Source organism: Psychrobacillus sp. FSL K6-2843, from assembly GCF_038626375.1.
Taxonomy (GTDB): domain Bacteria; phylum Bacillota; class Bacilli; order Bacillales_A; family Planococcaceae; genus Psychrobacillus; species Psychrobacillus faecigallinarum.
The window spans coordinates 322,346-343,608 of the sequence record NZ_CP152021.1 but is presented as its reverse complement, the minus strand read 5'-3'; the positions used below and the strand labels follow the sequence as shown (position 1 = coordinate 343,608).

Sequence of the window (21,263 nt, the reverse complement as noted above, 5' to 3'; positions counted from 1 at the left end):
CGGACTATCGGCTCTTTACAACCAAATTCATTGCCTCTTGAATAACAGAATTCATTTTATCTTTATTTCCTTCTGCTTCTTGCACACATTCTAAAAGATTGTTACTAACAATTACACCAATTGTACGATCTGCTGCAGAGCGAACTGCTGAAAGCTGGGTAACGACTTCCTTGCAGTCCTTGCCCTCCTCCATCATCCGTAAAATTCCACGAAGCTGGCCTTCCATTCGTTTAATACGATTAATAGTTTTTGCATCGTATGCCAACAAGCACACCTCCTTCTGAAAATTTGATGAATGTTATAACCGTTATATTATACCCCTCTAGGTATTTTGTCAACACCAATAAAAAAGTAATTTTGTCCCTTAGTGATAATTTCCCTTATATATCTGCAAAAAGGTATGTGTACTAAACACTAGTTGATAAATTAATTATTTATTTTTAATCAAAAAAAGATGGATTGTTTAATTTACATATATGTTGTAAGATTCACTAGTTATATTAAAATATTTTTACTTACTTTAACACACTTAATCTAAAGGTAAGGTGAACTATAGATGAATACGAAAGCTTTTTTACTGGCGATTTTGACTGTAGCAATTTGGGGATCTTCTTTTGCAGCAATTAGCGCCAGCTTAAACGGAGGTTATTCTCCCGGTCATTTGGCATTATTCCGTTTTTTGATTGCCTCGCTTATATTTTTACTCATTGCACTCTGGCCAGGAAGTAAATTTAAACTACCCGAAAAGCAGGATGGGTGGAAAATAATAATCTTAGGCTGGATTGGTATTAGTTTGTATCATATATGCGTCACTTTTGGACAGATGACTATTTCTGCAGGGACTGCAGGCATGTTAATTGGTTCTGCACCAATCGTTACCACTGTGATGGCTGTAATTATTTTAAAGGAACGTTTAGGTAAGGTAGGATGGGTTGGTTTAGCTTTCGGCTTTATCGGAATTATTCTTATTGCTTTTGGAACTGGGGATTCTTCCTTTGATATCTCTCCAGGAGTATTCCTAGTTTTAATAGCAGCTATTGCAACTTCTATTTTTTTCGTTTACCAAAAGCCTTTATTTAAAAAGTATAGCGCTATTGAACTTACTGCTTATTTTACATGGACAGGTACTTTGCCTTTTCTATTTTTTGCTCCAGGACTGTTTGATACACTCCAAAGTGCAACAACTGAAGCTAATTTATCGGCTATTTATATCGGAATATTTCCTACCGCACTTGCCTACCTCACATGGGCAATAGCTTTATCTCAAAGTAATGCAAGCTCTGTTTCAAATACATTATACGCTGAGCCGGTTGTAGCTATAGTCATCACTTGGATTTGGCTTCACGAGCTTCCATCTCCTCTTTCTATTGTTGGAGGAGTAATTGCTATTAGCAGCTTGTTGTTCGTCAACCTTTATGGAAAAAAACAACGGCTATCCCTACAACAAAAAAAGTTGGTCAAGTCTCATACATGATTGGCAAGTGAGTAGGTAGTTCTTCAGCTACCGCTACTTTTTCTCGAGGGGCAAGGCACTAGACAAATCTTTGCTTCTTGTCTTTTAAAAAGGTACCTAGTGACTGAAAATTCACTTAGGTACCTTTTTTTTAGTTTTATCTACACGATGGTATTCAGATATTTGGATTACTCGGACATCCTCTGTATTTAACTCATGGTAAATTCCTCTACTATCTCGAAAGGAAATATATTGGTCTCTCTCACTTTGGATAAGGTCCTCAGCTTCTTCTTGAGAATCTAAGTGTATAAACCTCCTAATGTAGTGGTTTTCATCAAAAAAGTAGGTTACTTTAAATTCTTTCATATTTGTTCTCCTATTGCGGCTTGCTTCTTACATTAGCCATGATAAATTTGCTATGTGGGAGACTAGGTATACTCACCATACTATAACTTAAATCTTGATTTGGAATTTCATAATCAAGTTTATTTGAAAGATATTGAAGACTCACCTTCATTACTTCAATGGTTACCCATTCTCCAGCACAGCGATGTCCCATATTGAAGTCACCTCCGCCTTGTGGAATAAAGCTAAATGGACTCTCATCCCACCCCTCGAAACGTTCAGGATTAAAAACTTCAGGATTATCCCATAGGTTTGGGTCATGGTTGGTACCATATAAGTCCAATAGCGTTAACGTACCCTTTTCAAATTGAAAATTGTTCCATATAAAATCCTTCTTCACTCTTGCAACAGCCATTGGAAAGAATGGATAAAAGCGACGTACCTCTTGGACAAACATTTGTTGAAATTGTTCTTCATTCTTTAAAAGTCTTGATTTATTTTCTGGATATTGATGAACAGCTAATCCAGTGAAGGTAATATAGACGGAAATTGCTACAATTGGCCTGATAATATTCAGTACTTCCACAGCAACGATTTCTTTGTCCAAAAGTTTACCATCTATATCCCTATGAATTGAAAAGTTATACAAGGCAGAGCCTTCCCGTGGTGATAACTCCTTATTTCTAACTTGCTCCACCATTTCTCCAACCCAATCCTCTAATTCCTTCCTTGCATGCCTTCCCATCCAATGTTCGGGACCTAACGCAGACGCAGATTCAAATAATTTAGTCAGTTGCTCCGTCCGCTTTTTAAGTTCACCCTCATTTAAAGGAACGCCTGCCCATTCACATGCTAGTTGGCATAATAACTCTCTGGATTCATCGTATAAATTAATCTGTTCTTTTTGCTCCCATTCGCTACCCTTTAAATCCCAATTCTTATGAGTCAGACTTTTTAAGTGCTCCAAATGTGAAGATGTCATTATAGACATGAACATACCTTTTCGGTTTCTATGCTCTTCCTCGTCTAAAGTTTGAACTCCCTCCTCACCAAATAACGTTTTTTGAAGTCTCTTTGGTGCAGCTCCATTCCTCATAAATTTGTCATTGTCATAAAAAAGTTTTGATGCTTCCTCTCCACCCAAACATATTGCCTTTTGTCCTAGGAGACGAGTTTCAAAAATATTAGAGGCGAAACTCTTCCGCCTATTAGCCAAGTACATATATCCTTCCCGTAATAATGTGAGGCTATGATCCAAGCCCTCTTCTTTTGGCATTTGACTTGAATTCGTCATTTCAACCATCTCCTTATTAGCAACTATTGTTGGTTTACTTTTCCCTTTTTAATCTGGTTAAAACTAGCAAGGGGCTAACACTAATGTTTTAAAAGATATAAGGTTGGTATGCTAAAATAAATGTACAGTCTCCAGAAGGGAAGAAACCATTATGAAATCACCTTTTACATACAAATACTTACCACCTAAAACTATCACTCCCAACCAACCATCTCTATTTTTACTGCATGGTATGGGTAGTAACGAAGAGGATCTGCTCCAGCTTGTAAAAGAATTCGAAGGAAGCCATCATATATTTAGTTTGCGTGGACCCATCGTGTTTAGTCCTGGATATGCATTTTTTACTATTGAAGAAGCGGGAAAACCACATAGAGAGGTTTTTGATAAGGTCGTGACTTATCTGCACCAATTCATCGCAGAGGCCATAGAAGAATATAATCTGGATCAAAACAAAATAAATTTATTAGGTTTCAGCCAAGGAGCTGTATTGGCTCAAACTTTAGCTTTTACTATGGGTAATGTTATTAATGGAGTAGTTGCTTTAAGTGGTTATTTACCCGATTTCGTTAAAGAGGAATACAGAAAGCATCCTATTGAACATTTGAACGTTTTCATATCTCATGGGGATTATGATTATGTCATTCCATCTCAATGGGGAGCAGAGAGCAAAGAGTACTTTGAGGAACAAGGAGCTAATGTGACGTTTAAAACATACGAAGATGGTCATGGTGTTATTCCTGAAAATCAGCGTGATATCGTTACTTTTATAAAAGAACTATAAGAAAATTTCTATGAAAAATGCTCTAAGCTGATTTGCTAATAATCAACTTAGAGCATTTTTATATAACATCTACAATAAAAGCAATATTAAAAATTAAAGCCACAGAAATTTGGAATACCCCTACTCCTCCAGCATATATAGTTAAATTCCATCCCGACTTTATAAGTTCCTTTATTTTTACCGCCATCCCTATCCCTGCTAGTGCGATAATTTCTAAATATCCTCCTAGCTCTTTTATAGGATTAGTAATGGTAGCAGATGGCTGCAATAAACTATTAATACAGCATAGTAGAAGGAATCCTGCCACATACCAAGGAATAATTTTACCAAAGCTAAACTTATCTTTCGTCGCTACCTTACTTTCCTGTTTTCTGAATTTAATCTGCTTTAACACAAAAACTACTGCGACTAAAAAAATAATTCGACTTATCTTAAATACCGCTGCTTGGTCCTTTACCTCTTCTCCAACAATACTCCCACTCGCAACTACTTGTCCTACCGATTGTAGCGTACCTCCTATGAGAGCAGCAGATGGTATCACAGCATTAGAAAATACAAGATTTGTGATTACCGGCAAAAAAATCATTAGAACAGACCCAAGAAGGTTAACCAATGTCACAGATAAAGCAATATCAGAGGATTTGGCCTGGATTGCTGGCCCTGTCGCAGCAATGGCCGAGGACCCACATACAGCATTACCACTAGCCATTAGTAAGGAGAAGTCTTCTCCAAATCTTAGCTTTTTACCAAGCCAGACAACAAAAATGATGGTTAAAGACATTTGAATAACGATAAAAGAAAGCCCTGACACTCCCATTTCCATGATTGTTTGGAAAGTTAAAGTCGCACCCAATAAAACGATGGAGTAATACAAGAGATTACTTTCAGAAAATTTCACTCCAGCAGACCATCTTGGAGACGAACTAATTTTCAAATTCCCAATTAAAATACCGATTAAAATAGCAAACAGTCCACTTCCCAAAGCAGGAAATAACTCCCCGATAAACCTTGCTATAACCGCAATGATCATACATAAGAACAACCCTGGTAAAATTCGAGCAATTTTTTTCATATCTATCCCTCGCTACTAAGCTTTTAAATAAAAAGCATTAGTTTTCTTTATACTAAACTTTAGAATAAGACTTTTATTATCGTAAGTAAAATGAAAAAAAGCTATTAAGTACTTAGTAGATACCTGACTCCCTAAATAATTGGAAACTAAAAAATCCTCCAACTTGTAAGAGGGAGGATTTAGTATATGCTTTTTTAACTACCGTAAATAATCGTCACATCACGATGATCCTTTAGACAGCTAGCTGGAAATTCCTCTGAAATACCTTCTTGCTGGATACGCTTAAGAGTTTCAGTTTTATTTTCGCCAAAAGCCAAGAGAATAATTCGCTTAGCTTCCATAATAGTTTCAATCCCCATGGTAATTGCAAGCTTGGGAACTTCTTTTTCTTCAGGAAAATATTTGGCATTATCCTGCCTTGTTTTCTCAGCAAGCTCCACAATATGGGTTCTTGTTTGAAAAGAAGTACCAGGCTCGTTAAACCCGATATGACCATTTACCCCAATCCCTAACAACTGAAGATCAATACCACCATTCTGCTCAATTAACTTATCATAATAGGCACATTCCTTCTCCAAATCCTCTGCTAAGCCATTCGGAAGATGAACATTTTGTCGCGGAATATTAATATGCTTAAATAGGTGCTCATACATATAATTATGGTAGCTAGTAGCCTCCTCCTCTGCAATTCCCACATATTCATCCAAGTTAAAGGTATTTACCTCCGCAAAGGAAATATCGCCCTTCATGTAGCATTGGACTAGTTCTTTGTAAAATCCTTCTGGGGTTCCTCCTGTAGCCATCCCTAACACACTTTGCGGCTTTTCAATTAACTGCTTCTCAAAAATAGCGGCTGCCATTTTGCTCATTTCATCATATGTATTTACTTTTATCCATTTTATATTATTTGCTTTAACCATTAGAATAACTCAGCCTTCCTCTACAAAAAGTGTATTGAACCTCAAAGGAATCGTTTAGCAATACAATGTCCGCATCTTTTCCAACTGCAAGACTTCCTTTTCGATTATCTATCCCTAATCTCTTTGCTGCGTTTGTCGACGTTATTTTCACTAGCTCATGTAAAGGTAGATTAGTTAAACTTTGAATCCTTCTCATACCTTCATTCATTTTAAGCACACTTCCAGCTAGAGTTCCATTTTCCAAGGTGGCAGTACGATCAACTACCTTAACTTTTTGATCACCAAGTGTATAGATTCCATCGGGAAGTCCCTTCGCTCTCATGGAATCTGTTATGAGGATGATTCTATCAGTGCCAATTACCTTCATTACTAATTGGAGCATATCATCGGAGAGGTGGATGCCATCAGCGATTATCTCACAGAAAAGCGAGTCATTCATGAAGCCTGCTCCCACCATGCCTATTTCTCGGTGATGAAGACCTGTCATCGCATTAGTAAAATGGGTTAAATGGGATAAACCATTTTGCACCGCGTCATTAACCTCCAAATAAGAAGCCTTTGAATGTCCTGCGGAAGAAATCACCCCCTGTTCTTGTAAAAATTGAAGCATCTTAAATTCTTCGTCAAGTTCCGGGGCTAGTGTGACAACTTTTAATTGAGCAACCTGTTCTCCAAACCAGGTTTTCAACAATGAAACAGATGGTTTTTGTATATGCTGAATAGGCTGAGCTCCTGCCTGCTCCGGGTGAATAAATGGCCCTTCCAAATGGAAGCCAAGCATTTCTGCACCCTGTTCCTTATTAGACTTTTTTAAGAAGCTTGTGTTCACATCTACCGATTGCTGTATACGTTCCTGAGAATGAGTAATAGTTGTTGCTAAAAAAGATGTCGTGCCTTCTTGGGGTAAGTACGCGGATATTCGTTCTGTTGCATCTATCTCTCCGTCCATAAAGTCCGCCCCCACTGCTCCATGGATATGAATATCAATAAAGCCAGGCATTGCCACGTAACCCTTCCCGTCCAGTATTGCTCCCTCATATCCTTCTATTTTACCCTCAGATATACAAGCGATCTTTTCGTTCATTATTAAAATATCTCCATCAATCAATCGGCCATCTTCTGCGCAAATCTGAACGTTTTGAATAAGATAGTTACTCATTAGAAACACCTTTCCATTGAATATTTTGACCACTAAAAAATTATATATTTCTAAATAATCATACAATATATAACGAAAGATTAATATATCTTCAGAGCTTTATTTAAATAAGATCTTCTAATCCATATTTGTATGAATCCATTTCATGATTAAAAAGACGAGCCACTGGAAGGTAATACAAGGTATGATTGATTTCCTATTTAGAAGACCCTCTCCGTTGGGGACGATAAGCTCACTGGAGTCGCCGTTTGCAGCTAAAAGAAACAGTGTAAAAATGTTGGGATTTTAATAGTAAAGTGCTATATATGAAATTAGCTCATATTACTCAAAATTATAAAATATTCATTAAAAATAATTGTTTCATCAAAGTTTTAATGTATGATATAGAAAAATAAGGAGGAATATTATGGCATACTCATTTTCTTTAAAATACCACCCATCTATTGATCAAATAATTATTCATACCTTAAAAAAAGAAGGGTTAGATGAAATATCATTAGATTCAAGGCTTAAGAATATGTCTAAAATTGAAGCAATGGATCGATATTTTGATTCCGAAGAGATACAAGTAAATACCGAATCAATTGCCCATTTTGTCCACCATGCTTTTTATATTGATTTAGACAAAGCTTATCTGTTAGACAAGGAAACTTCAGCAAAGCTAGAAGATCCTTCTCCAAAGGCAGCTATTACTTGGTATTTATCCAATCATCAACAAGAATGGACCGGCGAGCAAATTCGTGCTCTATTAAAAAAGCTTTTTGGCATTAACACAAATGGTCTTGCATTCTTAGAAAATAAAGGAATCTCCTTATATTCTAAAAAACAGTGGATTCTTCGACAGGACAGTGATTTGTTTATTGTATCTACTGGAGCAAATGACATAGATGTATACATAATAGCAACTGATTTTTTTAAACTTAAAACTGGATTAGACGGCTTACCAGAAAGTTTACATGAAAACTTAAATAGTCTTGGTTTTACCTATGACCATGAAAAAATGTGTTATTACTATTGTACTTCTGATAACCAGCCAGTACCTGACGCATTTAAAAAACAGGTCCTTGATAGTTTAATAGAAGTGATAAATACTAAGTACAGCCATGCCATGTAAATATATAAGGAAAGCTCTTACCTGAGAAAAACAGATAAGAGCTTTTATATTTTATTTTCCAAATGATGACAGGAATTTAACCCGATCTCCCATCGGAGGAATGTTGTTATCCACCAAAGATATTTCTAATATAGCCGGGCCATTCATCTGAAGGAGGCTATTAACTACTTCCTCATTCAGGTCTTCCATTTCTTCTATACGAATACTAGGTATGTTCATTGCTGCAGCCATTGCAGCAATGTTAATTGGCTCTTGTGCAAATGTTGGATGAACACGTTTGTATTGCAGATTATGTCCATGGTATACCATGCCTAATCGGGCATTGTTCATAACAACAAATAGAACAGGAATATTGTATTCTTTAGCAGTCAAAATTTCCATCCCATGCATGAAGAAACATCCGTCTCCTGTAATTGAAACTGTAGGACGATCTGGCTCCGCAAGTTTTGCACCTATGGCAGACCCTATACCACTTCCCATAGCACCGAAATGAACATTTATATCGAATGTGCTATATTCAAGAACATCCATATGATGAATAACATAAGCCATAAATTCCCCAATATCTATTGTGTATCGAGTAGAAGAAGGAAGATAAGACTGCAACTGTAGCAATACATTCTTAGTGCTATACTCATCTAGAATTTGGTCATTATTTTCTTTTCTATTAAACGCCATTTCTTTTCTCTTAAGCCCTATAGACTTAAGCTCCTCTATTAACGCAGAAAGGCTTAGTTGAATATCACCTAGGACAGGGATATCAATTGAATACTTGCGATTAAAGACGGTTTCATCGAAGTCCATTTGAACCGTAAAGCGCCCATCAGTAAGACTGCTATTATAGTTATTAGTCGCTGTTTCTCCAAGGCTTGAACCAATAATTAAAAGTGACTTACCGTCTCCATCATTTATAAGATTAGTGGCTTGTTCTGTAGCTGCAAATCCAAATACTCCAGCAGATAATGGGTGATCTTGGCGAACATAGCCTTTTGCGACAGGCGTTGTCATTATTGGCCATTCCAGCATTTCGGCTAACTCAAATAATAGGTCTACAGAATTTCTAACTCCTTGCCCTACAAATATATAACCACTTTTTCTTTCCACTAGCTCTTTAGCTACCAGCTTAATCGTTTCAAGGTTTGGTATTACTTCTTCTCGTACTAGTATGGCAGGAATCTCTTCAATGCCACTAGGCCCTTGTTGAACATCAATTGGCATAGCAATATGAACTGGTCCAGGTACTCCAGAAACAGCAATTTTTGTAGCCTTTACAATCTCCTTTAACAAATCCTTTGAGTCTCTTACTGTCACACTATACTTCGTTACAGATTTATAAATAGGATCCGCATCAAGCTCTTGAGAAGCATTTAAGCCTTCCGTGCTCACAGGTACAGCTCCCGTTAAAAACAAAATCGGCAAGTGCTCTCTCATCGCATTTGCTGCACCTGTCACTAAGTTAGTGCCGCCAGGTCCACTGCTTCCAATACACACACTTAGCTGATTGGAGTACTTTGCATAGGCTGCCGCCATATAAGAGGCTGCCCCCTCATGCTTAGTAACAATTGGCGTTATCTCCGGCATATCATATAATTCATTGAAAAAAGCATTCACAGAGCCTGCTGGTATTCCAAATACGTGTTGTACACCAATCCCCTTTAAATATTCCAACACAGAACGAACAGCCTTCATTTCATATCCCCCTATTAAATCAAATATTTTTCTTTTAATGCCTCTGCTTTTAAAGGAACACTAAAATAATATCCTTGCATTAAATAGCAATCCTTTGACAACAGAAAATCTAACTGTTTCTTTGTTTCGACACCTTCCGCAATTACGTTAAGCTTCAAATTCTGTGCTAGTGTGATGATCGTATTGGTAATGGCTGAATTACTATCATCACCTTCTCTAATATCCTGAATGAATGATTTGTCGATTTTTAACGCATCAATCGGAAAGTTCTTAAGATATCCTAATGACGAATAGCCTGTGCCAAAGTCATCTATCGCTATCTTCACGCCAATCTCTTTTAGCTGCTCCATCATTTCAACCGTCAAGTCTTTGTTTTTGATGATTTGATTTTCCGTCAGCTCTAAATGTAAAAATTCGGGCGCCAAATTTACATCGATTAAAATCCTCTGAACTACTTCTACTAAATCATTTTCTTCAAATTGTCTACTTGATAAGTTAACGGAAACGCTCAATGAATGATTCCCCTCTTCGTGCCATTTCTTCAATTGCTTACAAGCATTTTCTAATACCCATTCTCCGATTGGCACTATTAAACCAGTATCCTCTGCAATGGGAATAAAATCAGCTGGAGAAATCATCCCTTCTGTTGGGTGAATCCATCTCAAAAGGGCTTCAACTCCTATAATAGAGTTTGTCCTACTATCAATTTGTGGCTGATAATATATATCTAATTCATTTCGGTCTAGCGCTTTATATAGGGCATTTTCCAGCTTAATGCTCTCTAATGATCGGTTATTCATCTCACTCTCAAAGAAGTGATATCCAGTTCCGGATTTTTCCTTAGATTTATACATGGCAGCGTCTGCATTTTTTATTAAAACTTCTCCATCTTCACCGTCTTTAGGAAACATACTGATTCCTATGCTCGTTTTAATGTATACTTCATTTCCCATTAAGGAAAAAGGCTGAGAGAATATGTCTGAGATATGGTCTACTACAAGTAACACATCTTCTATACCATTAATGTCAGGCAGAACAACAGTGAACTCATCGCCCCCCTGTCGGGAAGCAATTGCTTCTTTTGGAATTATAATTTTCAGACGGTTTGCCACCTCGCGAAGCAACAAGTCGCCATAGCTGTGTCCTAAACTATCATTAACTAACTTAAAACGGTCTAGATCCAAGTACAAAACTGCCACCTGTTGTTCTTTGTTTTCTAGTATTTTTTTTAACTTATCGTTTAACAAAACTCTGTTTGGGAGATCAGTTAAACTATCATAATATGCAAGATATCTAATCTCTTCTTCCATTTTCTTTCTTTCAGTGATGTCCTTAAATGTTACAACTTGCCCTATCACGTTTTCATCCTCTTCTATAGAAGAAAGTACATATTCTACAGCTAAAATTGTTTTATCTTTCTTACAAAACATTTGTACTGTCTCTCCGTATGGCGAATGGTCTGGCTCATGACAAATAACTGTAGACGATGGTGTTCCAATTAGTTCTCCCTTTTCGTATCCAAGCATTTTTTCACTAGCGGGATTACAAAATGTTATTCTTCCATCCAAATCTATTCCAAAAATTCCCTCACCGGCAGAGTTTAATATTAACTCATTTTCTTTACTTAAATGTTGCAGCTCATGAACTACTCTTTCCAATTCTGTGTTTTTAACGCGAATTTCCGATGTTCTCTCTTCTATGATGGTTTCCTGCTTGTCCATGAAAAGCAGATTAGATAGGCTTGCCGCAGTCGCATCTACGATAGATTGGGTCAGAAGAATGTCGGACTCCGAATACTCCAATTCTTCTTCATCTAGATTCACAACTGCGATTAACCCCAGCACCTCTCCCATTGTTACTAATGGAAATAGGAACATCCCTTTTATACCAAATGTTTTACAGGCCTCATGATTAGGACGTTCGTCAGCAAATACGTCTGGAATCATTATGGCTTTTTTAGTTAAAATAACCTCCTGAAATACAGGGTCATTTTCGTCTACCTTCAAAGTTTTATGCGTTTTCATCCAGTCTTCTTCTGTCCAGTCACTATTCTGACTCAGGCTGGCTGGCTTAATATTTTTTTCAGCCATAGGATCCAATAAATGAACCCCGATGTTATAGTTGCCTAACACCTTACCGACATAAAAGAAACAGCGGTCTATGACTTCCTGCATGGTTGAACACATGGATAACTCTCTGGTATGGTCCAAAAGTAATTGTTTTTCTGCTATAAGGTTTTCCTTGCGCGTAAGATTTGTAGCATTTTGAATAGCTACTCCAGCCATATTGACATAAGCCTCTACTGTTTGGATTTCATCTTCCGTCAAATTCATAGGCGAACCGTAATCGAATAAGAAAACAAGTCCAAAAAGCTCACTTTCAAATGAGATAGGTAAAGCTAATAAAGACTTTATCTGAAAGGATTTTACGGCTCTTGGATCTGGCCTTGAATCCTTCGAAGTGTCGGGTATGTAGATAGTTTTTTGCGTTTCTATCACTTCTTTTGCAAGTAAGTCATATTCCGTTTCGATCATATGCATATCTAACGTAAAACCATTGATATAATCCGGTTTTCCAACGAAGCCTCTAAATTGTCCATCCTGCTGCGGCAAATAAATTCCTACAGAATCGCATCGAACAATCTCCTCGGATATAGCCTTGACGACTTGCTCCAATACTTCTCTTAGGTCTAATGTAGTATTAATCAACTTAGTTATATGTGCTAGACGAGAATATCTCGTTTGCTTTTTCATAAGGGACCTCCATTTTTGAATAATCTATAAGTCTTTCATTTTAGTTAAATTAATATCTATAATAACACCTTTTTTTGTCAATAAATCTAGTAATATTATTATTTATCGAGAATTAGGAAGAACTAAAACTTTCTCATCAAAAAATATATTGTAAATATTAATACTTTTCCCTATTAACAAAATATTAAAACCAAAAATATAGAGCTTAGTACCTAAATCTCCTGTTCTATATTTATAAGTGATTTATTAGCGAGTAATTATATAGGTGTATAGGTGTATTATAAACTAAAAAAAGGATGAACTTAGAGTTCATCCTTAAAATAGTATAATAGGTTTTTCATTGTAGCGAGTAGATACCCATTGACTATATTGAAATAGACGCAATGAGAATTTACTCCTCTTAATATTTCCTTGAAGATGCTCTTTGTGCAAGGTTCTGTGACTTCTCTGCAACATTGGGATCCTTTTGCGCAAGATTTGAACTCATCTCTGCAAAGTTCAGCGGCGTCTCCGCAAGGTTCGCCACACTCTTTTAGGTTTATCACCAAACCATTCGCTGTTTACGCCTTACCTCATTATTGTCTCTGTAATTCCTCTCTCCGTCTTTGCCAATTCCTAAATAATGTTCCTTTACCTCGGTATTCGACAGAAGACTTGGAGCGTCACCTTGCAAAACTACTCTGCCATTTTCCATTATATATCCATAATCCGCGATAGATAATGCCACATTGGCATTCTGCTCTACAACTAGGATAGAGGTACCTTCCTCCTTATTTATTTGCTTTATATTTTGGAATATTTCCTTCACCAATAAAGGTGCTATCCCTAAGGACGGTTCATCCAATAGCAGCAGCTTAGGCTTAGCCATAATCCCTCTGCCTATAGCAAGCATTTGCTGCTCACCACCTGAAAGGAAGCCTGCCTTTCGGGAAGATAGAGGTTGAAGCTTTGGGAAATATCCATATATTTTTTCTATATCCTTTTTTATATTTGAACGGTCTTTTCGAGTGAATGCACCCGCCATAAGATTTTCCTCTACCGTTAAATCTTTAAAAACGCGTCTACCCTCCATGCACAAGAATATACCCTGTCTTACAATTACATCAGGAGTATGTCCCTTTAATGACCTACCTTCAAATTCGATAGTTCCGTCTGTTAATTGCCCATCCTCGGCATAAAGCAGCCCCGAAATAGCTTTAAGTGTTGTCGATTTCCCTGCACCGTTACTACCTAAAAGAGCCACGATATCTCCGGTTGGAACCTGAAGGGTTGTTCCCTTTAAAGCTAAAATAATTTTTGAGTATACTGCTTCTACATTATTAACTTTTAGCATGCCAGTTCCTCTTTTCTATTTTAGTCCTTATAGCTAAAGTAATCCGTCAAAGGTTCCCATTTACCACCCTTCACAATTCCTAGACGAGTTTGCTCCGTACCTGTATGATTGTCAGCGCTAAAGCTTACAGGTGCTCCAAGTCCACCAAGATCAAATTCTTTTAAAGATTCAATACCAGATCGGATCTCTTCTCCTGTTATATCACCATCTGGATGCTTTTTAGCAGCTTCTTCTATACCAGCAACCATGATTTTGGCGGCCGACCAGCCTTGGATAAACTTTTGATTGATATCCTCTATTGTTTTTCCCTCAGATTTTAAATATTCCTCCACCTCTGTCATTCCTGGATGATCCTCGTATGGTAGGGCGTGAGAAAGAATACCAATATAGCCCTCTGCCACTTCTTCTCCTACCATTGTAATAACTCCTTCACCAGAGGCCCAATTCAAGCCGATGAATTGAGTGTCTATATTTAGGGTTTTAGCATCCCGTAGAATTGTTGCCGTTGCACCCCATGTTTCTTGGATAATTGCATAGTCTGGATTTTTCTTCTCCATATTCAGTAATTGAGATTGCGCCTCTGTAGCTTGAACATCCACTATTTGTTCATCTACTATCTTAATACCAATTTCCGCTGCATAAGCTTTAATATCTTCAATTGGTGAACGTCCAAATGCTGTATCATTATATAATAGTGCTACCGTTGGATCTGATCCTTTATGATTATCCTTAATCCACTTAAGCACAGATCTTCCTTGGTCTGAATATGATGCTGCAACTAAGAAGTTATAAGGACTTTCCTCTAGATTTTTCAAGCTCTCTGAATAAGATGCAGAGAAGAATGGAAGCTTATCACTTGCCACTTGCTGACGTAATGCTTCTGTATCTCCAGTTCCCCATCCAAGAACTGCAGAGACTTTCTCCTTATCACGTAGCTCTTGATAAATCTTTTGGGCTTCTGGAATAGAATAAGCATAATCCTTCCCGTTTAACACCAAATCAACACCCTCTATTTCTCCTTTATCCTTTGCATATTTAAAATATGCTTTCTCTCCTTCAGCGTATGGTGTTCCCACGTCCCCAGTTCCGCCAGTAATATCGTACAGGCCACCAACAACTACCTTTCTAGCACCATCACTGCCTTCGGATGCACCCTCCTCTGAACAAGCGCCTAATAGCAACACGAACAGAATACCCATTATTGTGAATATAAATTTATTACTTCTCAACTTCATCCTCAATCCCCCTTGCTTCTAATGAAAAACTAACTAGCTAATATGAAAATGGCCAAAGCCTAAAGTACTTCTTTATATTGATCCATATATGTGCGAGTCCCCCTGGCTCAAAGATTAAGAACAAAATTATCACCGCTCCAAATACAAAGTCTTTAAAGGCTGAAAACAGCTGATAGAAATCAGGCATAAATGCTGCCAAAATATCTATGAATGAGCCTAGCATTACAGGCAGCAGCGTGATAAATGCCGCCCCTAAAATAGAACCGAACACACTTCCCAAACCACCTATTAAAATCATGGCAAGGTACTCAATAGATACATGGAAATTATAGAGCTCGGGACTTACAATCATCGTATAGTGTGCAAGCAATGCACCAGAGATTCCTACAAAAAATGAACTTATGGCAAAAGCCATCACTTTATATTTAAATAAATTAATCCCCATTATTTGTGCGGCAATATCTCTGTCTCTGACAGCTAGAAAAGCTCGGCCAGTCCTCGTTCTCAATAAATTAGTGGCATACATGATTGTGAGTAATAAAATGATGACACAAAGATAGTAATACTGTGTATTACTTGTCAAAGACACATTTCCCACCTTCGGCCGATTCAAGACCATCCCAGCAGTGCCGCCCGTCAAACTATCCCATCTACTAATGACGAATAAAATAATAACTTGTGCAGCCAAAGTAGCAATCGCCAAGTACAATCCTTTCAAGCGCAGGGACGGTATTCCAAACAGTCCCCCTATTAAAGCTGTAATAATGCCAGCTAGTGGTAGAGAAATCCAAAAACTCAATCCATATGTGGAAGTAAGAATAGCTGAGGTGTATCCCCCCACTCCTAAAAATGCTCCTACTCCTATAGAGATTTGGCCTGTAAAACCGGTCAATATATTAAGTCCGATTGCCCCAACTGCCGAGATAGCACATAAAGTAAGCAAGCCTATCCAATAATTGGTGGTAACTAATGGGAGCAGGAGGACTATCGCTACTATTAATAGACCCTTGACCTTGCCAGAGGTCGTCCCAAACATTTTGGCGTCATCTAAATAGGAGGTTTTATAATTTCCACTTTCTCTAACAAACAGGTTTCTCACAGGTTCACACCCTCTCAATTGTTCTACTACCAAATAATCCGTATGGTTTTAACATTAAGATGAGTAAAACCACTATAAATGGAGCAACCTCCTTTAAACCTCCTCCAACGAGTGGATCTATGTATCCTCCCGCCAGATTTTGAAGAATACCAATTACAAAACCACCTACAATTGCTCCAAGAACACTGTCCAATCCACCTAGTATTACAACTGGAAGGACGGTCAAACCAATAGCTGACATAGTGGGGCTTAGTCCATTGATATTTCCTAGTAATATTCCACCTACCGCCGCAACTACAGCAGCTATAGTCCAGGTCGCTGCATACACATATTTCACACTTATGCCCATAGACATAGCAGCCTGTCGGTCATCCGCTACCGCTCGCATGGCGATTCCCATTTTAGAGAATTTGAACAGCAATAGGAATATCGTGAGTAGAATTATCACAATTGCGAAGGACCAAAGATAAACGGGACTAATAATAATCCCAGAAACATTTATAGGCGTCGTCGGGAATATTTTAGGGAACATTCTTGTTTGATGACCCCAAATCATATGAACTGCTCCTCCCAACAAACTAGACAGTCCAATAGTCGCCATAATAACGGACACGACAGGCGCATTTTGTATTGGTCTAATAACTAATCGCTCCACGATTAGCCCTAGGAGTGCGCTGAATATAAGTGTTATCAGCAATGCAATGAAAAATGGAATACGGTAAGCAGTTATCAAAACTAAGCAAATATAGGGACCTATAATAACAAACTCTCCATTTGCCAAATTTAGTGCACCACTTGCCCTATAAATCAACACGAATCCTAATGCTACAAGTCCATAAATACTTCCTACGACCACACCAGTGACAAGCATTTGAAGAAAAAATGTCATAAAGTCACCTCCTGCTCTCTATTTAGTTGAACCACTCGCAAAACCTCATTCTCACTCATCCCCATAGAGATGTTTTCTTTTTCTGTATACATACCATCTATTAGCATCTCATAACGATTTTCTATAAACTTCCTTCTAATTTTATAGGTTCGGGTGAGCTCTCCATCATCCACAGAAAACGGCTTGTGTAGAAGAGTAAATTTTTTTACCCTTGCAAAGGCAGGCAATTCATTCATTAGTAATGACACCTGTCGTTCAAGAAACTCTATTACTTGACTGTGTCTGGCCAACTCCGCATATTCTGTATAAGTTATTTTTTTCTTATCTGCCCATCTCCCCACGCTTATCCAATCCATATTTATAATGGCAGTAACATATGGCTTATTTTGACCAAAGCAAACTGCCTCTAGAATGTAGGAATTTGACTTCAACTTACTTTCTATCAATCTTGGATATATAACCTCACCATTTTGGTTAACAATAATATCCTCTATTCGATCTAATATATATAGATGGCCATCATCCTCAAGGTGACCGCAATCCCCTAAGGATATCCATCCGTCTAATCCCTGTTCATTTTCCCCATTTACGCTGCCGTTTGTAACAGCAGTATTTTTAATATAAACTGCTCCATCCTCGCCAATTTTAGCCATCGTATTTGGTAGAGCCTTCCCTGAACTCCCGGCTCTTACTTCTTTATCTCTTTGGACAAAGGCTATTCCAGCAACCTCAGTTCCCCCATAGGTTTGCTTAAGGTTTACTCCGATGCTGTGATAAAAGTAAAACGCTTCTGAATGTAATGCCGCTCCTGCAACATAGGCTCTTTTAACTCTTGCCAATCCTAAATGGTCTCGGATAGCACTAAAAATGACCATATCTCCTAATATATACATGGCTTTATCAATGAATCGAAGAGATTCTTGGTTTAATTCTGCATAAGCTACCTTGTCACCGAATTTCTTAAAGTATCTAAAAATAGTCTTTTTAAATTTGCTAGATGCTTCCATTCTGTTAGTAAAGCTAGACATAATAGATTGATAGACTCTTGGCGTCGCTAATAATGTGTGTGGCCCTATCTCTCTTAAGTCTCCTAAAACTGTTTGGGGTCTTTCAGGGAAGTTAACTACTGTTCCTTCTATTAATGGAGTTACTATTCCTAATATCTGTTCATGAACCCATGCAAAAGGTAGGAAGGAAAAATAATCATCCTTCGTTTTCACTTTATCTATTGCTAACAGACCCACTGCTGCCTGTATAAGATTTGCATGAGTTAAAATAACTCCCTTAGGCGTTCCGGATGTAGCTGCACTATACGCAATGATTGCTGGATCATCTGCGAAAACCTCTGGAAGTGGTTCTAAAGAGAATTTTGCTCTTTCTCTCAACAATGCTATCCCATCCGTTAATAAATCCTCAAAATCTACCAACTTCGGATGCTTATAATTCCTCATCCCCTGTTTGTTATAAAAGATTATTTGCTCAATTAAAGGTATTTGCTCTTCAATTTCTAATAATTTATCTACTTGCTCATGATTTTCAACAACTACAATACGCGCTTGACAGTCATTTAAGTAGAATACAAGCTGTTCGGGTAAAGATTCTGGATAAATCCCTACTGCTACGCCACCTAAACTTTGAACTGCAAGCTGAGTATAAACCCACTCAGGCCTATTATCCCCAATAATCGCAAGACTTTCTCCTTTATAAAAATCAAAATATTCATATAAAACAATAGACAGTTGATTTACCTTTTTAACATATTCTCCCCAAGTTACCTCATTCCATATTCCTAGATGCTTTTGTCTTAGAGCAATCTCTTGCTGATGGTTAGCAGACCTTTCCGCTAAAAGAGTGGGTAATGTTTTTCTATCCATTCCTAGTTTCCCCTTTCTAAATAACGGTTTCTTCTCCAATATAGGCCTTTATAACGTTTGGATTTTCTTGAATTTCTGCTGGAGTTCCAAAACCAATACGCCTACCAAAATCTAACACAGCTATATGGTCAGATAAATTCATTACAACACCCAAATCATGCTCAATTAATACTACCGTTATATCCATAACCTCATGCATTTCCAAGATAAAGTGAGACATAATATCTTTTTCAGCATTATTCATCCCGGCCATTGGTTCATCCAATAATATCAAGTCTGGACTTAATGCCAGCGCTCTTCCTACCTCCACTCTTTTTTGTAATCCATAAGGCAGCGTGCCGACTGGAATATGACGAATATCCTGTAACTCTAAAAATTCAATTACCTCTTCTACCTTCTTTCTATGCTCTATCTCTTCCCTTGCTGCTTTCCCAACGTATAACCCGCCACTTAGAGGACCTGAGTTCATCAATGAATGTCTTCCAAGCTTTAGATTATCAAGAACGGACATATGGGCAAATAACGCTATATTTTGAAATGCTCTAGCAATCCCTAGTGCAGTACGATTATAAGGCTTCATATTTATAATTTCCTGTCCATTATATAAAATGGAGCCACTAGTCGGATGATAGAGACCACTGATACAATTCAACATACTAGTTTTCCCAGCTCCATTTGGCCCTATTAATGAAAAAATCTCCCCTCTGTTTATATGGTAGCTGACATCCTCTAGCGCCTTCACTCCACCAAATTGTAAAGAAACATTTTTTATCTCTAATATAGGATCCACTAGGACTCCTCCTTTTATGTAAGGGTTTACAGTTAAGCTTTTTTTGAATATTACTGTACATTCAATAGCTTTGTCAATGAAATTAATGCGACTTATTTCCTAATATTTTGTCGTTATATGTTTGAAACTGTTGAATTAAAATGAGTGGTGGTAAATATCTTTTATTCATCAAAATAAAAACCCCCTATGTCTAGTCCCATAGGAGGTTTTGTAAAATCATTATTCGACAAATAATTTTTCTATTTTATAAAAACATTCCCGCTATTGCTGCACTCAATAATGACGCTAACGCTCCAGCGATAACCGCCTTAAATCCTAGGCGTGCAATATCCTCTCGTCGGTTTGGAGCCAATGAACCTAATCCACCTAACAATATTGCCATAGAGCTCAAATTTGCAAAGCCGCAAAGAGCAAAGCTTACAACAAGATTTGTTTTTTGGGAAAGTCCCGCCATCTCATCAGTAAATGACTTATAGGCAACAAACTCATTCAAAACTAGCTTTTGACCTATAAAGGACCCGGCTTCCACTGCCTCCGACCACGGGACGCCTATTGCAAAAGCTAGTGGAGAAAAGATAAAGCCTAAAATACCTTCTATAGTAACTCCCTTATAGCCGAATAGCCCAGTAATTCCGCCAATAAGGCCGTTTAAAAGAGCAATCAAAGCAATAAATGCTAATAACATTGCCCCCACATTCACTGCCAGTTTCATCCCATCTGCTGCTCCACTTGCAGCAGCATCAATAACATTTACTTTTGAATCATCCTTTTCCAGCTTAAAATTTGTATCATCAATTGTTTCAGTTTCAGGAAAGATTAATTTTGCCATTATCAGTCCCGCTGGTGCAGCCATGAAGCTCGCAGCAAGTAAGTATTCGAGAGGTACGCCTAATAATGAATATCCTACTAAAACAGATCCCGATACTGATGCAAGTCCTCCAGTCATAACGGCAAAAAGCTCTGATTTTGTCATATTTGCAATAAAGGGACGAACAACTAAAGGAGCCTCTGTTTGTCCAACAAAGATATTAGCAGCAGCCGATACTGATTCAGCTCTACTAGTTCCTAAAAGCTTTGAAAGTCCTCCTCCAATAATTTTTATGAAAAATTGCATGATGCCCAAATAATATAAAACAGAAATCAAAGCTGAGAAGAAAATAATAATGGTCAAAACCTGTATAACAAAGATGCTACCAAACTGATCAACATCAGATAGTGAACCAAATAAGAAAGAGATACCCTCGCTAGCATACCCAGTTAAATTTTGTACCCCTTCTGAAAGCATAAGCAATGCTTTCCGCCCTAAATCCCACTTTAATACGATAAATGCAAATACAAGCTGTATGGCTAAGCCAATTAATATAGTCCTTAAATTTATTGACCTTTTGGCATTGGAGAGAAGAAATGCTATCGCTAAAACAACAAGAATACCAGCCATTCCCCAAAGTATATTCATATGCAAA

The 21,263-nt window shown here is 37.6% G+C and carries 18 protein-coding genes; 3 read left to right on the top strand and 15 right to left on the bottom strand.

Annotation, left to right across the window (positions count from 1 at the left end; translation table 11 throughout):
- Positions 1-4: 4 nt before the first annotated feature.
- Positions 5-265: a metal-sensitive transcriptional regulator gene (locus MKY94_RS01745; RefSeq protein ID WP_144538462.1), complete on the bottom strand. Its 261-nt coding sequence runs from the start codon at positions 263-265 to the stop codon at positions 5-7.
- A 291-nt stretch (positions 266-556) separates the two neighbouring features.
- Here MKY94_RS01745 and MKY94_RS01740 point away from each other — a divergent pair, with 291 nt between their 5' ends.
- On the top strand, positions 557-1,474 hold the full coding sequence (locus MKY94_RS01740) for a DMT family transporter (protein WP_342577901.1): 918 nt from the start codon (positions 557-559) through the stop codon (positions 1,472-1,474).
- A gap of 111 nt (positions 1,475-1,585) precedes the next feature.
- On the opposite strand, the gene MKY94_RS01735 is transcribed toward MKY94_RS01740, so the two are convergent.
- Both MKY94_RS01735 and MKY94_RS01730 read right to left on the bottom strand, forming a co-directional pair.
- A complete protein-coding gene (locus MKY94_RS01735) occupies positions 1,586-1,819 on the bottom strand; it encodes a hypothetical protein (RefSeq protein WP_340862416.1) in 234 nt (77 codons plus the stop codon).
- Positions 1,820-1,829: 10 nt separating this feature from the next.
- On the bottom strand, positions 1,830-3,092 hold the full coding sequence (locus MKY94_RS01730; RefSeq protein ID WP_342577900.1) for a cytochrome P450: 1,263 nt from the start codon (positions 3,090-3,092) through the stop codon (positions 1,830-1,832).
- 151 nt (positions 3,093-3,243) lie between these two features.
- Between MKY94_RS01730 and MKY94_RS01725 the strand changes: the two genes are divergently transcribed.
- Positions 3,244-3,873 carry a dienelactone hydrolase family protein gene (locus MKY94_RS01725; RefSeq protein ID WP_340844032.1) on the top strand — a complete coding sequence of 210 codons (630 nt, stop codon included), beginning with the start codon at positions 3,244-3,246 and terminating at the stop codon, positions 3,871-3,873.
- A gap of 58 nt (positions 3,874-3,931) precedes the next feature.
- On the opposite strand, the gene MKY94_RS01720 is transcribed toward MKY94_RS01725, so the two are convergent.
- The 3 genes from MKY94_RS01720 to nagA all read right to left on the bottom strand — a co-directional run bounded on the left by MKY94_RS01720 (position 3,932) and on the right by nagA (position 7,024).
- The gene (locus tag MKY94_RS01720) at positions 3,932-4,945 is read right to left on the bottom strand and encodes a putative sulfate exporter family transporter (RefSeq protein WP_342577899.1); all 1,014 of its coding nucleotides are present in this window, start codon (positions 4,943-4,945) and stop codon (positions 3,932-3,934) included.
- Positions 4,946-5,139: 194 nt separating this feature from the next.
- Positions 5,140-5,847 (bottom strand): glucosamine-6-phosphate deaminase, encoded by a 708-nt coding sequence (nagB, locus tag MKY94_RS01715; RefSeq protein WP_342578642.1) that lies wholly within the window; start codon positions 5,845-5,847, stop codon positions 5,140-5,142.
- 10 nt (positions 5,848-5,857) lie between these two features.
- On the bottom strand, positions 5,858-7,024 hold the full coding sequence (gene nagA, locus MKY94_RS01710) for an N-acetylglucosamine-6-phosphate deacetylase (RefSeq protein WP_342577898.1): 1,167 nt from the start codon (positions 7,022-7,024) through the stop codon (positions 5,858-5,860).
- 406 nt (positions 7,025-7,430) lie between these two features.
- On the opposite strand from nagA, the gene MKY94_RS01705 reads away from it, so the two are divergent.
- The gene (locus MKY94_RS01705; protein WP_342577897.1) at positions 7,431-8,138 is read left to right on the top strand and encodes a hypothetical protein; all 708 of its coding nucleotides are present in this window, start codon (positions 7,431-7,433) and stop codon (positions 8,136-8,138) included.
- A 51-nt stretch (positions 8,139-8,189) separates the two neighbouring features.
- Here MKY94_RS01705 and MKY94_RS01700 read toward each other — a convergent pair whose 3' ends face one another.
- The 9 genes from MKY94_RS01700 to MKY94_RS01660 all read right to left on the bottom strand — a co-directional run bounded on the left by MKY94_RS01700 (position 8,190) and on the right by MKY94_RS01660 (position 21,256).
- Positions 8,190-9,827 (bottom strand): thiamine pyrophosphate-binding protein, encoded by a 1,638-nt coding sequence (locus tag MKY94_RS01700; protein ID WP_342577896.1) that lies wholly within the window; start codon positions 9,825-9,827, stop codon positions 8,190-8,192.
- 14 nt (positions 9,828-9,841) lie between these two features.
- On the bottom strand, positions 9,842-12,580 hold the full coding sequence (locus tag MKY94_RS01695; RefSeq protein ID WP_342577895.1) for an EAL domain-containing protein: 2,739 nt from the start codon (positions 12,578-12,580) through the stop codon (positions 9,842-9,844).
- A 541-nt stretch (positions 12,581-13,121) separates the two neighbouring features.
- On the bottom strand, positions 13,122-13,913 hold the full coding sequence (locus tag MKY94_RS01690) for an ABC transporter ATP-binding protein (protein WP_342577894.1): 792 nt from the start codon (positions 13,911-13,913) through the stop codon (positions 13,122-13,124).
- Between the two features lie 20 nt (positions 13,914-13,933).
- Positions 13,934-15,148 (bottom strand): ABC transporter substrate-binding protein, encoded by a 1,215-nt coding sequence (locus MKY94_RS01685; protein WP_342577893.1) that lies wholly within the window; start codon positions 15,146-15,148, stop codon positions 13,934-13,936.
- A 37-nt stretch (positions 15,149-15,185) separates the two neighbouring features.
- Entirely contained in the window at positions 15,186-16,247 is a 1,062-nt protein-coding gene (locus MKY94_RS01680) for a branched-chain amino acid ABC transporter permease (RefSeq protein ID WP_144538449.1), read from the bottom strand.
- A gap of 4 nt (positions 16,248-16,251) precedes the next feature.
- Positions 16,252-17,136 (bottom strand): branched-chain amino acid ABC transporter permease, encoded by an 885-nt coding sequence (locus MKY94_RS01675; protein ID WP_342577892.1) that lies wholly within the window; start codon positions 17,134-17,136, stop codon positions 16,252-16,254.
- On the bottom strand, positions 17,133-19,010 hold the full coding sequence (locus MKY94_RS01670) for an AMP-binding protein (RefSeq protein WP_342577891.1): 1,878 nt from the start codon (positions 19,008-19,010) through the stop codon (positions 17,133-17,135). The genes MKY94_RS01675 and MKY94_RS01670 overlap by 4 nt, the downstream gene beginning before the upstream one ends.
- 16 nt (positions 19,011-19,026) lie before the next feature.
- Complete coding sequence (locus MKY94_RS01665; RefSeq protein ID WP_144538446.1) at positions 19,027-19,800, bottom strand: ABC transporter ATP-binding protein; 774 nt, start codon at positions 19,798-19,800, stop codon at positions 19,027-19,029.
- Between the two features lie 244 nt (positions 19,801-20,044).
- Positions 20,045-21,256 (bottom strand): NupC/NupG family nucleoside CNT transporter, encoded by a 1,212-nt coding sequence (locus MKY94_RS01660; protein WP_144538445.1) that lies wholly within the window; start codon positions 21,254-21,256, stop codon positions 20,045-20,047.
- Positions 21,257-21,263 lie beyond the last annotated feature (7 nt).

Bases quoted from the DNA above. Each gene is read 5' to 3' on its own strand.
- MKY94_RS01685 (WP_342577893.1), bottom strand. From the start codon at position 15,148: ATGAAGTTGAGAAGTAATAAATTTATATTCACAATAATGGGTATTCTG.
- MKY94_RS01700 (WP_342577896.1), bottom strand. From the start codon at position 9,827: ATGAAGGCTGTTCGTTCTGTGTTGGAATATTTAAAGGGGATTGGTGTA.
- MKY94_RS01670 (WP_342577891.1), bottom strand. From the start codon at position 19,010: ATGGATAGAAAAACATTACCCACTCTTTTAGCGGAAAGGTCTGCTAAC.
- MKY94_RS01660 (WP_144538445.1), bottom strand. From the start codon at position 21,256: ATGAATATACTTTGGGGAATGGCTGGTATTCTTGTTGTTTTAGCGATA.
- MKY94_RS01690 (WP_342577894.1), bottom strand. From the start codon at position 13,913: ATGCTAAAAGTTAATAATGTAGAAGCAGTATACTCAAAAATTATTTTA.
- MKY94_RS01675 (WP_342577892.1), bottom strand. From the start codon at position 17,136: ATGACATTTTTTCTTCAAATGCTTGTCACTGGTGTGGTCGTAGGAAGT.
- MKY94_RS01730 (WP_342577900.1), bottom strand. From the start codon at position 3,092: ATGACGAATTCAAGTCAAATGCCAAAAGAAGAGGGCTTGGATCATAGC.
- MKY94_RS01705 (WP_342577897.1), top strand. From the start codon at position 7,431: ATGGCATACTCATTTTCTTTAAAATACCACCCATCTATTGATCAAATA.
- MKY94_RS01725 (WP_340844032.1), top strand. From the start codon at position 3,244: ATGAAATCACCTTTTACATACAAATACTTACCACCTAAAACTATCACT.
- MKY94_RS01735 (WP_340862416.1), bottom strand. From the start codon at position 1,819: ATGAAAGAATTTAAAGTAACCTACTTTTTTGATGAAAACCACTACATT.
- MKY94_RS01695 (WP_342577895.1), bottom strand. From the start codon at position 12,580: ATGAAAAAGCAAACGAGATATTCTCGTCTAGCACATATAACTAAGTTG.
- MKY94_RS01740 (WP_342577901.1), top strand. From the start codon at position 557: ATGAATACGAAAGCTTTTTTACTGGCGATTTTGACTGTAGCAATTTGG.
- nagA (WP_342577898.1), bottom strand. From the start codon at position 7,024: ATGAGTAACTATCTTATTCAAAACGTTCAGATTTGCGCAGAAGATGGC.
- MKY94_RS01720 (WP_342577899.1), bottom strand. From the start codon at position 4,945: ATGAAAAAAATTGCTCGAATTTTACCAGGGTTGTTCTTATGTATGATC.